Source organism: Flaviaestuariibacter amylovorans (assembly GCF_039541815.1).
In the GTDB taxonomy this organism is placed as follows: domain Bacteria; phylum Bacteroidota; class Bacteroidia; order Chitinophagales; family Chitinophagaceae; genus Flavisolibacter; species Flavisolibacter amylovorans.
Genome location: NZ_BAABGY010000014.1, coordinates 181479 through 193187, shown reverse-complemented (window position 1 = coordinate 193187; position 11709 = coordinate 181479). Strand labels below are relative to the sequence as shown.

The window sequence follows — 11709 nt, the reverse complement described above, 5'->3', positions numbered from 1 at the left end:
CAATCCGCTGCCAAACTTCATCAGGTACACTGTATCTGCTCTTCACGGAAGTTTATCTACAAAAAGCAAACCCTCCGCCAATTGTCAACACAACCTAGGAATTGTCCTGTTAATGTAACACATCTTCAGCGCCCAGAAGTGTTGCGTGAAACGTTCCTGCCCGATCAATTTGATCATCAGTCAGCTCTGCCGTAAAGGTGTATTTTTCATAGTCGATAGAAGGACGGCGAACATTTATGTGAAACATACATTCAGCGAGGTCACCCAGAGAAGGAAAAGAAAGTGTAGCTAGTTTCATAACAGAGTAAGCAAATTTACTTATAGTGCCCCCTGTTGCACGCATTTGTTCGGTCAAAGCGAGGAATTCTTAGGCAGGACGGGTGGTGAACGTTTTCTCTTGTGCTGTTGCTCACGATTGGAAAGCTTTGAGAACAACAAGATCTGGACTGTGCACCTAAACGTTAAGCCGGTCGCAGGGATCAAACTAGAATCCAACTTTCGAAATGCCGGCCAGTTTTGTAAGAAACGGGTAAAAGCGAAAGCAAAGTTAGCGGCTGCACTGCCGCAGGTTCAGTACGCTGCCCAAAAGACTACGGCATAAAACAAAGCGGCCAATCATTTCTCTACCCACGATTTATTCCGTTTCCTTTTGGGACTTCTGCAGCCGCCTTTGGGAAAGCTTTCTTTTTTCCCTTTTTCTTTTACAAAACTATTTTTTTAATCAAACCGCAGCAGTACCGCCTGCGGGATACAAATCAAAGCTGGGTAGCACACTATGGCACACAATCTTCATTTCAACGAAACGACGGGACAGCACAGCTTTTTCTCCGTAAAGCAAAAAGCCTGGCATGGTCTGGGAACCATCGTACAAGACTACCCTACGAGTGCCGAAGCACTCCGCTTCGCCGGGCTCGACTACCAGGTAGAAAAGCGTCCACTATTCACGGCCGCAGGTGCAGCGGATGAGAGCGGAACCATCCCTGTTTTGCAGTCAGTGGCCACCGTGCGTACCGACACCGGTGACGTTCTCGGGGTGGTCGGCAAGGATTACGAAGTCGTGCAGAATGTTGACGCGTTTGCGTTCTTTGATTCCATTGTTGGCGGCGATGGCATCCAGTATGAGACAGCCAGTGCACTTGGCAAAGGCGAGCGAATTTTTATAACTGCCAAGCTGCCCTCCTATATACGCGTGGGCCGGGAGGACTTGATCGAGCAATACCTTTTCTTGACCACCTCCCACGATGGCTACGGGAGTATTACAGCCGCGTTCACCCCGGTCCGGGTTGTCTGCGCCAACACGCTCAACGCAGCTATGAACCAGCGCAGCAATACCATTAAAATCCGCCATACTGCTGGTGCCGGTGCCCGCCTTGAGATGGCCCACCAGCTCATGGGAATTACCAACAGGCTGTCGAGCCAGCTGGAGGCAATTTTCAACCACTGGAGCCGGGTGCAGATTACCGACCGGGAGGTGAAAAAGCTCATTCAGCTCGCCCTGGCGCCGACAAAGGAGACGGTGGCGCAATTGCAGGGAAAGGGTAAGGATGGCCTGTCTACCTACTTTCAAAATATGTGCGAGGCTGCCTATGAATATGCCTTGAGCCACCCAAGCCAGAACACCGATACCACCCGCGGTACTCTCTTCGGCGCCTACAATGCTGTAACCGGGTACTTTCAGAATGTCCGGACCTATAAGAGCGAGGAGGCAAAACTGAAATCGCTGTTACTAAATGGCTCTGCTCAAAGCAAAGTGCAAAACGCCTTTCGGCTTTGCGAAGGCTTCGCTCAGAAAGGCAACTCAGCCTTATTCTTAAACTAGGGTGCCAGGGGCTGCGGCCCCTTTTCAACTATTCGCGGCCGCCCTCCGGGCGGCTTCGTTCGCCTGGAGCTTCCTTAAAGGCTTTACTGTAGAAGGGGTATTCATTGACAGCTTGCACAAAGTTCGCCCAAGGCGCCGCCGCAGGCGGGCAAGGAACTACGGCATAAAATCACCGGTAAGGATTTTCAAAGCAGGATTTATTCCGTTCCTCCTTGCGCCTGGTGCGCCGCCGGGCGGATGGGGTTCCATAATCAATTCAATCACTCTAAACAAACGATTATGGAAAAGAAGATCACGGTAGAAGCTATCGGTAAAGTCGCTGAAGTAGAACTGGTGTATAAGTCGCAAGTCAAGGCTTCCGAGCGGCCGCAGATCACTACTTCTTCCGATGCTTTCAATGTGCTGCACCTGCTTTGGGAAGATGGAAAAATGGACCTCGTGGAGCAATTCAAGGTGCTGTTCTTAAACCGCGCCAACAAGGTCCTTTGCATCTTCAACGTTTCTTCCGGCGGCATTACAGGCACCGTGGCGGATCCAAGACTCATTTTCACAGCCGCTCTGAAGGTTCATGCCGTCGGCCTGATCCTGGCCCACAACCATCCTTCCGGAAACCTGCAACCCTCGCGCGCCGATGAGGAGCTGACCCGGAAGATCAAAGGCGCTGGGGAATTCCTCGACATCAAAGTCCTGGATCACCTGATCCTCTCCTCTGAAGGTTATTATTCTTTTGCAGACGAAGGGCTTTTGTAAGCCCTTTTTTTACTCTTACCCCTTCCCGTCGCTCTCTCTGAATGCATCCAGCTTTTCGTTCATTTCGTGGAGGCCGGCCTTCTGCAGTAGCTCACTAGAGAATGCCGCCAGTTCCTGGAGCGTTTCTGGGGCGATCAAATCTAAAACGCCGGTGCCCTTCACTTCTTCTCCGTCGGGAGCCAGCCCGCGTTGGATCACTTTGCTAAGGAGTAATACGTTCTTTCGTGGCATGCGCAGATCCACCTTCACGGTGTCTGCCATGCCCGGGATGCTGAGGACGGTGTCATAGAGTTTGGCGAGGTCATTTTTTGAAAGCATAACATCACATTTTTCTTGTTCACAATTGCGGTTAACCATCCAAAACTAATTCCGCAATGCTGTATGCTCCCCCTCAGTATCTGAAGGGGTGATGAATGGAGCTTTTGTGCTGCCTAATTTGGTCAGGTGGATCTTGAAAATGTGTGGTATGAAAGAGTTTAGCAACGGGCTTTCCTGCAAGGACGCTAATAGCCTGGATCTGGTAGATTATCTTGCTCGGCTGGGGCACACGCCGCAAAAAGTCCGGGGTGTGGATTACTGGTATTTATCACCACTACGTAACGAACGGACACCGTCTTTTAAAGTCAACCGTAGGCTGAACGTTTGGTATGATCACGGAGAAGGTGCCGGCGGGACACTCGTGGATTTTGGGTTGCGTTATTTTGCCTGTACTATTCCCGAACTGCTGGTTCAACTTTTCGGAAGCTTTCCCACGATACAGCAGCTTCCCACTTTTCAGATCGGCGCACAGGAAGCCCCAGAAAAAAAGTTAGACATTCATGGTGATCGGCCGATCCAGTCACTGTCGCTACAGCGCTACCTGCATACCCGGAAAATCCCGATTTCACTCGCTCAAAAGTACCTGCGCGAAGTTGTCTTCTCCCTTGCAGGCAAGCGGTACCTGGCGCTTGGTTTTCCGAACCGTTCCGGCGGCTACGAATTGCGTAATGATTGGTTTAAGGGAAGCAGTACTCCCAAGGACATTTCCTGTTGCTTCCGGGGTAGCCGGGAGCTCGCCGTTTTCGAAGGCTTTTTCGACTTTCTTTCCTTTCTCTCCATCCATCAAAAACAAGAGGTACCGCGACTGGACTTCCTGGTTCTTAACTCCCTTTCTTTCGCTCCGAAAAGCCTCGACGTTCTGACAGCTTATAGGCAGGTTCGGCTTTACCTCGATAACGACAAGGCTGGGGAAAAACACCTCCGGCAGCTGCTCAAGGATTGCCCTCAGGCGAAAGATGAACGGCGCTTTTACCAAGGCTATAAGGACCTCAATGACTGGTTAATGCATATGGGTAAAGGCACGCGTTTCCGACAGCGCCCTCCCTTTCACTCGCCTTGAACGCTCTTTTTTGGTGGGCCGCACCGAGGCCAATTCAGGCTGCCGGTACCCGCACCCGGCAAGATGTACGATTGTCGGACAATCGGAGTCGCGGTCCCCTCTTGCTCGGAACTCGCGGGGACGTTAAAGAACGACAGAAAAGCGGAACACTATGGAAAACAAGCAGAATAAGAACCGATGCCGGAAAGTCACGATCCGGTTCACGGATGCGGAGTTTAGCATGCTGGACGGACGCTTTCGTGCGACTACAAAGCGCAAGCTGAGTGAGTATCTCCGCGCGCACCTTTTGGAAAAGAAGATTGCGGTGCTCACCCGCGATGCGTCGCTCGATGCACTGGTAGCGGAGCTAATTCAGGTTCGCAGGGAGTTAAATGCCATCGGCCAGAATTTTAACCAGGCTGTCAAACGCCTGCACGCAATGGAACACTTCGTGGAGCTGAAAGCCTGGGTTCTGGTAAATGAAAAAAGCAAGGAATTGCTCTTTCAAAAGGTGGGGGAAATCCAAGTGAAAATCGATCAAATCGCAGCCCGATGGTAGCCCGGATTGGCAGCTCGAAAAACATTCAGAAAGTGCTCAATTACAATGAGCAAAAAGTCGCAAAAGGCAGAGCTGTTCTCCTTGCGGCTGAAGGCTTTTTGAAGGATGCTGGCAGGCTCTCATTTTATGACAAATGGCGGGCCTTCCAGCGTCTCATCGAACTAAATGAAAGAGCCACCACAAATGCGGTGCACATCTCCCTGAATTTTGATCCCTCCGAGTCGCTTTCCAACGAAAAAATGGAGGCCATTGCCGCAGCCTATATGCAAGGGATTGGCTTTGGGGAGCAGCCCTACCTGGTCTACCGGCACGAAGATGCCGGTCACCCACACCTCCATATTGTGACGACCAACATATGCCGCGACGGAGGCCGGATATCGCTCCATGGTCTGGGGCGCGGCCCCTCCGAGCAGGTGCGTAAAAGTTTGGAGCAGAAATTTGGCCTGGTACCGGCACAGCGTAAATCGAATCAGGAGCAAGCCGCTGTGGCCCGGAAAGTGGTCTATGGAAACGATGATTTGCGACGGTCAATTGCCAACGTGCTGCAAGTTGTGCTCCCCCACTACCGGTTTGGTTCATTTCCTGAACTCAACGCTATTTTAGGGCTTTACCGCGTGCAGGCATCACGTGGTGCGGCGGACTCGCGAACCTTTAAAAGGGGAGGGCTTCTTTACCATGCGCTGGACGAAAAGGGGCGTCCTGTCGGCCCACCTCTAAAAGCCAGTATCCTGCCACAGAATCCCGGCTTGAAATACTTAGAGAAACGATTTGCTGAATCGATCGCTCAGAAGGTGGCGTTACAGCCTCGTTTGCGTACGAAGTTAGACTGGGCACTTTCATCGAAGGATGTACGTTCGTGGGATTCATTTTGCCAGGCGCTCGCCAAATCCGGCGTGGAGGTCGTATTGCGGCAAAATGAGGAGGGTTTCATCTATGGGGTCACCTACATTGACCATCAGAATAAGCTAGTGGCAAATGGCAGCGAGTTGGGAAAACGCTACAGCCCGAAAGGGCTGGGAGAGCAGTGGGGGATCTGTGGACCTGCGAATGGGCCGAAGCCGGCCGAATCTGGGCACCAGAAACAAGCCCTACTCCATCCATACAACGAAAAGAAAAGTGACCAACTGCCTGCTACGAGGAGTGAGCTACTAGAGGTCTTGCTTGCTTCTGAGTTTACAATCGAACAACAAGCGGCCCAAGGACAGAAGAAGCGTAAAAAACGTAAAGGGCGCCGCCCCAAATAGCCTCAAAAACAAAAAAGATATGGGTACTGGTGAAAATGAACAGGGACTGCGAAAGATCCTTGATATGACCCGATGGATCAGCCTTTTCTTCCTCCTGGTCCACTGCTATTACTATTGCTACGGCGTCTTTGCTGATGCCGGTTGGCGAAGTGCTGTTTCGGATAGGATGCTTATGAATCTGGAGACAGCCCGCTTATTCCTGCGGCCTTGGTATTCTAAAGGCTTTGCTTACCTGTTCTTGTTGCTATCGTTGATGGGTGCGACCGGTAAAAAGGAGGAAAATATTCGGGTGCGGAGCATTATTGTATCTCTTGTTTCGGGTAGTCTTCTCTTTTTTTTCAGCAGCCCGATTTTGCTACTGGATGCGCCTGCGCTCGTGCGATGCGTGTTGTATTGCGGGTTAACTGCTGCCGGGTATATACTGGTATTAACAGGAGGCGTACTGCTTTCGCGACTTATCCGACAGAAGCTGCGTTCCGGTGATATCTTCAACCGGGAAGGAGAGAGTTTTCCACAGGAGGAGCGACTCCTCGAAAACGAATACTCCGTGAACCTACCGGCACGATATTATTTCCGGGGAAAGGTGCTTCATAGCTGGATCAACATCATCAATCCGTTCCGTGGCGTTCTGGTTCTTGGATCACCCGGCAGCGGAAAATCTTACTTTGTGATCCGGCACATTTTGACGCAACACTTGCGGAAGGGGTTTTCGATGTTCATTTACGATTTTAAATTCGATGATCTTACCCGGATTGCCTATAATCACTACTTGCAACACCGGGGGCGGTACACTGTTCCGCCGGCCTTCTACCTGATCAATTTTGATGATCTGTCGCGGACCCACCGGTGCAATCCGCTGGATCCGACTGCCATGTTCGACATCACAGACGCATCCGAATCGGCACGGACGATCCTCATGGGCCTCAACCGGGAGTGGGTACGCCGGCAAGGGGACTTCTTCGTAGAGTCTCCAATCAACTTTGTAACAGCCGTCATTTGGTACCTTCGACGCTATCGCAATGGCGAATTTTGTACCCTGCCTCACGTAATCGAGCTGATGCAGGTGGAGTACGATACACTTTTTTCGGTCCTTAGGCTGGAGAAGGAGATTGAAGTACTGATTAATCCTTTTATCAATGCATATCTGAATGATGCTATGGAGCAGTTGGAGGGGCAGATTGCTGCCGCGAAGATCGCAATGGCGCGGCTAGCGTCACCTCAGCTTTACTATGTCCTTTCAGGCACGGACTTCACACTGGATATAAATAACCCGGAGGCGCCGAAGATCGTATGTATGGGCAACAATCCTCAAAAGCAACAGGTCTATGGTGCGGTCCTTTCTTTGTATGTCTCGCGCCTCATTAAGCTGGTGAATCGGAAAGGAGGCTTGAAAAGCTCCCTCATCTTCGATGAATTTCCGACGATATACCTCAACAATATGGACGGACTCATTGCCACGGCCCGCAGCAACAAAGTGGCCACTACGTTGGGCGTTCAGGATTTTAGTCAGCTTAAAAAAGACTATGGACGGGATGGCGCCGACGTGATCATGAACATCACAGGTAATGTCATCTCCGGACAGGTGATGGGTGAGACTGCCAAAAGCCTGTCTGAACGGATAGGAAGAACGATGCAGGAGCGATCGTCCTTTTCCATCAATAGAACAGATACATCTATCAGTCATTCCCGTCAGCTGGAAGCAGCACTTCCGCCTTCCAAGATTGCCTCGCTTAGCTCAGGCACGTTTGTGGGACTTGTGGCCGACGAGCCGCAGCAAAAAATTGACTACAAGGCCTTTCATGCCGAAATCATCAATGATCATACTGCGCTGGAAAGAGAGATAAGTGCTTATTTACCACTTCCGGAGGTGCGCCAGGTCACCCCTGCCATGGTAGAGCAAAATTACCTCCAGGTTCGGCAAGATATTCAAGACCTGGTTTACTCGGAAATGGAACGTTTGATTAACGACCCCGCCCTCGCAACTTTGCGTGTGAATAAATAAACAGCCGTTTGGATTAAAACTTTGAATCCTTGTCCAAGCCACATATTAATTCTGGCAGTGTGATAATATTCCTCCCTGCGAAACAGTGTCTAAACTTGGGCTCTTACGATCAACCTGGCTTTTTGCTGTTCAAATCCCGGTAGTACCTTAACCGCTCCAAGAATCGCTGATTTTAAATTCAGTAGGTCGGCGTCTGCCACGCGCCCTGCTTTTATTTCTTCAGACCCCGCGTCAAATTCGAAGTCAATGTCGGAGCCAAAACGGTCGACAATCTCCTTGTCTTTGACAATTGTAAAAATGAAGCATCCGTCATCCTGTAAACTGATATGAACGGTTGCCCGTCTTTCTTTTTCTTCGAAAAAGAAGCTGAACGGCTGTTCCATAAGTGTACGTGTAAAGTTTGGTTTTTCGTGAAGCAAATATATTTAAAAATAAACGTATGTGGCGGGCGCCAATTCTAAAGGATAGCAAATGTTGGCCGCAGTCCAGCACAAGATGTATCGTACTGAGCGTTGAAGCATGAAAGACGCCTTGCATACGTTATCTTGCAACAATAGTAATGAAAGTACTTGGAGTCATATTTTCCTTTTATCTGCTATTGCTGGCCCTGGAGCCCGGAATACGAGGCGTGTTCGGCAAGTTGACTGGCGATGCAACTAGTTGCTGCGTTTTGAGCTGTGAAGCGGTAAGCAATGAGGTGCCGCAGCAGGAAAAGTGCCCTACTCAAAATGATTGCACGAGCGGAGCCTGCCACCCCTTCGAAGTTTGTAAAAACAGCGTTGCTGTGAATTCCGATCTGATGATGGTTTCAAGTGCGGTTTCACTAAAGGCGAACTTAAATTTCCCGTTTTTTAAAGAGCATGTACCTGGAGAGGTCTACGGCGAATTTTGGCAGCCGCCTAAGTTATCCTAAATGTATTCGGCAACTACCGCAAAGTCTTAAGAACCATTTTTGAACTATTTTAATTCTCTCCAAATCGTCAAGATGAAATCTAATAATCAAATTTTCTATAGCCTCCTTGTGCTCACTTTCGTAACAGTTTTCGGCCATACTGCTGCCGCCCAAACGGCAACTGCTGCGCCTGCCACCCAGGCCGTCGCTCAAAAAGAAGCGAAGATCACGGTTAAGGTTAGCGGAATCACTTGTAGTGGCGACCTCAAAGACATCCAGAAAGCAATCCTGAAGGTGGCCGGAGTGACTGCTTGCCAGCCCGCCCGAAAAGCTTCTGCAACCTCTGCCTTTGAAGTGACCTACCAGCCTTCCGTTGCCACGGAGGCTGAGATCCGCAAGGCCATCGAGGCCACGCCTGGCTGCGACAACCCCAGCGAGCGTCCCTATCGCGCCAAGTTTTAATACCGGGACCATGAGAAAAGTTCTGATAGTATGTTCCATACTAGCAGGCTCTTCATCGTCCTATAGCCAGGAGTTACGTGGCAACGTATATACGCGTGACCGGGCTCCCGTAGAGGGGGCCTCCGTCACCTGGCTGCAGGGACATGGAGGAGTCGCTACTGACAAAAACGGCGCTTTCCGGATTATAATGCCTACGGAAGGGACCGGAACCCTGATCGTCAGCCATACCGGCTACCGGTCCGATACCCTTCCCGTGCGCGACACGGCAGTCCTTGAGATCGTACTCCGCGAGCGGGGTCAGCTGGAAGGTGTGGTCGTAAGCGGCGGACGGAATGCTACCTATATCGCCAACCTGCCCATGAAGGTCGAGGTGATCACATCGCTCGAATTGAAGAAAGCCGCCTGTTGTGACTTGGCCGGCTGTTTCGAAACCCAGGCATCGGTACAGCCTCAGACCACGAACATTGTCACGAACTCCAAGGAGCTGCGCATATTGGGCTTGTCGGGCATCTACAACCAAGTGCTGGTCGACGGGCTGCCCATGATTCAAGGCGGCACCTACACCTATGGCATCAGCAGCATTCCTGGGCCGCTCGTGGAGAATATCTGGGTAGCTAAGGGCGCCAACTCCGTGCTACAGGGTTACGAGAGCATAAGTGGCCAGATCAACGTGCTGACCCGGGAGCCAGACCGCGCGGACAAGCTTTTGCTAAACGGGTACCTCAATAGCTTCGGAGAAAGCCATTACAATGCACTGTTTTCGCACAAGAAAGGAAAGTGGAGCAGCCTGGGGGCGGTACACGTAGTGCAGCCGGCCGCCACAGTCGACCGGGACCACGATGGCTTTCTGGATGTGTCCAAGCTCACCCGCTATATGGCCTTCAACCGCTGGAAGAGGGGCAATGAAGCCAAGTGGGGCTGGAGTACGCAGATCGGCGTCCGCTTCCTCTCAGAAAAGCGCATCGGCGGGCAAACAGGGTTTTCGCAGAATCTAAAAGGTAGTGACCAGCGTTACGGTCAGCTGGTTCAGATCGACCAGCCTGAGGCTTGGGTGAAACTCGCTTACCGCATGAATGACGAGCACCGCTTCGCCCTATACACCTCGGGCTTTTACCAGCACCAGGAATCCTATTTCGGTGTGACGAAGTACGCGGCCCGGCAGTCGAACGCTTATGCCAACCTGCAGCACGAATGGACTTACGCGCCTTCGGGCGTACTGAAAACCGGTTTTAGCTATAGGAACCTGCGCATAAGGGAGGCTGTCGGTTTTTCAAACAATAGCCTTGGGCGGACCTATGCCGGCGACTATCACAGAAACGAAAGCGTTCCGGGTGTGTTTGCAGAGAATACGCTGAACCTGTTTAGTGACAAGTTGACTTGGATGTTTGGTGTCCGCGCAGACCACCACAACCGTTTTGGCTGGACCCTCACGCCGCGGACGCTCCTGCGCTACAAGGCGGGCGAGCGAACGGATCTCCGGGCCTCGATCGGAACGGGATGGCGCACGGCCAATATCTTCAGCGAGAACGTCGGCCTGCTGGCGAGCTCGCGGGATATCCGCTTTGCAGAGGAGCTCGAACCGGAACGAGCGCTCAACTACGGCCTGAGCCTGACGCAGCGCTACAAAGGCACCAACGTGGAAGGCGCATTATCCCTTGACCTCTATCACACTCGTTTTCAAAACCAAATCTTTCCCGATTATGATGCAAGCCCGACACTGGCGGTGATCCGGAATTTCCGGGGGCGGTCCGTTTCCAACGCGGCCCAGGCCGAGGTGAGCGGCGTCTTCTACAAGCGGGTAAGTGCGAAAGTGGGCTATGTGTTCCTCGACGTCCACCAGGTGCGGGGCGGCGTGAAGGAAACACTTCCTTTCAACCCGAAGCACCGGGTACATACGTCCTTCTCTTTTCAGCCACTCAGCAAGCGCTGGCACCTTGATGCCAACATGCATTGGTATGGCCGGCAGTGGCTGCCGGATACAAAGGCAAATCCAGAGCCATTCCGCATGCCAGATCAATCGAATCCATATACTGTCGTAAGCGCCCAGTTTACTTACAATTTGAGCAAGAGTTGGGAGCTTTATACCGGGGTGGAGAACCTGTTCGGCTTTAGACAGCGACGCCCGTTGATCGGCTGGCAAGACCCTTTTGGCGCCTATTTCGATACGCAGTTTGCCTGGGGGCCAACAAGAGGCCGCGAGGGATACATCGGGTTCCGTTTCCGGCTCTAGAGGGCTTTTGGAACCATCACATGAGAAAAGCAGAACAGCCCTGTACAGGAAGGTTGCGTAGACAGCAACCATATGTGCAGGGCTGTTTTCATTTTGCCTGATGCAAGGGAGCGAGGTTTACTCGCGCAACAGGGCTTGGCCCTAAGTTAAATGCGACCTAGAACTCTCATTATATCAAATTCAGAGAATTTGCGAAAGCATTTTAATGTCTTTTTTTCACGAAACGTTACCCTCTACCTTTGAAATAATGGCTAGGTCACGTGTGCGGCGCAAAAGAAAACAATACTTTCAAAAGGCAAATAAGAACTGGCTTTTTGATCGGAAGAATCAATTCCCTCTGATTGTAGGGGCAATCATACTTGCATTCTTTGTGCTTTTGGCTATTGCAGGGGCA

General features: G+C 51.4%; 12 protein-coding genes. 9 read left to right on the top strand and 3 right to left on the bottom strand.

Annotation, left to right across the window (positions count from 1 at the left end):
- Positions 1–109 precede the first annotated feature (109 nt).
- Positions 110–298, bottom strand: a complete 189-nt coding sequence (locus tag ABD937_RS19645; RefSeq protein WP_345257605.1) for a hypothetical protein — start codon at positions 296–298, stop codon at positions 110–112.
- A gap of 477 nt (positions 299–775) precedes the next feature.
- Here ABD937_RS19645 and ABD937_RS19640 point away from each other — a divergent pair, with 477 nt between their 5' ends.
- Together ABD937_RS19640 and ABD937_RS19635 are read left to right on the top strand one after the other, a co-directional pair.
- Entirely contained in the window at positions 776–1819 is a 1044-nt protein-coding gene (locus ABD937_RS19640; protein ID WP_345257603.1) for a DUF932 domain-containing protein, read from the top strand.
- Between the two features lie 279 nt (positions 1820–2098).
- A complete protein-coding gene (locus ABD937_RS19635; protein WP_345257602.1) occupies positions 2099–2569 on the top strand; it encodes a JAB domain-containing protein in 471 nt (156 codons plus the stop codon).
- A gap of 15 nt (positions 2570–2584) precedes the next feature.
- Here the strand turns inward: ABD937_RS19635 and ABD937_RS19630 are convergent, their stop codons facing one another.
- Positions 2585–2887: a hypothetical protein gene (locus tag ABD937_RS19630; protein WP_345257601.1), complete on the bottom strand. Its 303-nt coding sequence runs from the start codon at positions 2885–2887 to the stop codon at positions 2585–2587.
- Positions 2888–3035: 148 nt separating this feature from the next.
- Here ABD937_RS19630 and ABD937_RS19625 point away from each other — a divergent pair, with 148 nt between their 5' ends.
- The 4 genes from ABD937_RS19625 to mobC all read left to right on the top strand — a co-directional run bounded on the left by ABD937_RS19625 (position 3036) and on the right by mobC (position 7731).
- On the top strand, positions 3036–3947 hold the full coding sequence (locus ABD937_RS19625) for a toprim domain-containing protein (RefSeq protein ID WP_345257600.1): 912 nt from the start codon (positions 3036–3038) through the stop codon (positions 3945–3947).
- 151 nt (positions 3948–4098) lie between these two features.
- Positions 4099–4485 carry a plasmid mobilization protein gene (locus tag ABD937_RS19620; RefSeq protein WP_345257599.1) on the top strand — a complete coding sequence of 129 codons (387 nt, stop codon included), beginning with the start codon at positions 4099–4101 and terminating at the stop codon, positions 4483–4485.
- On the top strand, positions 4479–5729 hold the full coding sequence (locus ABD937_RS19615) for a relaxase/mobilization nuclease domain-containing protein (RefSeq protein WP_345257598.1): 1251 nt from the start codon (positions 4479–4481) through the stop codon (positions 5727–5729). The genes ABD937_RS19620 and ABD937_RS19615 overlap by 7 nt, the downstream gene beginning before the upstream one ends.
- 19 nt (positions 5730–5748) lie before the next feature.
- Positions 5749–7731 carry a conjugal transfer protein MobC gene (mobC, locus tag ABD937_RS19610; RefSeq protein ID WP_345257596.1) on the top strand — a complete coding sequence of 661 codons (1983 nt, stop codon included), beginning with the start codon at positions 5749–5751 and terminating at the stop codon, positions 7729–7731.
- Between the two features lie 89 nt (positions 7732–7820).
- On the opposite strand, the gene ABD937_RS19605 is transcribed toward mobC, so the two are convergent.
- A complete protein-coding gene (locus ABD937_RS19605; RefSeq protein WP_345257595.1) occupies positions 7821–8114 on the bottom strand; it encodes a hypothetical protein in 294 nt (97 codons plus the stop codon).
- 176 nt (positions 8115–8290) lie between these two features.
- Here ABD937_RS19605 and ABD937_RS19600 point away from each other — a divergent pair, with 176 nt between their 5' ends.
- The 3 genes from ABD937_RS19600 to ABD937_RS19590 are packed head-to-tail and all read left to right on the top strand — an operon-like array spanning position 8291 to position 11315.
- On the top strand, positions 8291–8644 hold the full coding sequence (locus tag ABD937_RS19600) for a hypothetical protein (RefSeq protein ID WP_345257593.1): 354 nt from the start codon (positions 8291–8293) through the stop codon (positions 8642–8644).
- Positions 8645–8683: 39 nt separating this feature from the next.
- A complete protein-coding gene (locus ABD937_RS19595) occupies positions 8684–9085 on the top strand; it encodes a heavy-metal-associated domain-containing protein (RefSeq protein ID WP_345257591.1) in 402 nt (133 codons plus the stop codon).
- A 10-nt stretch (positions 9086–9095) separates the two neighbouring features.
- Positions 9096–11315: a TonB-dependent receptor gene (locus ABD937_RS19590; protein WP_345257590.1), complete on the top strand. Its 2220-nt coding sequence runs from the start codon at positions 9096–9098 to the stop codon at positions 11313–11315.
- Positions 11316–11709 lie beyond the last annotated feature (394 nt).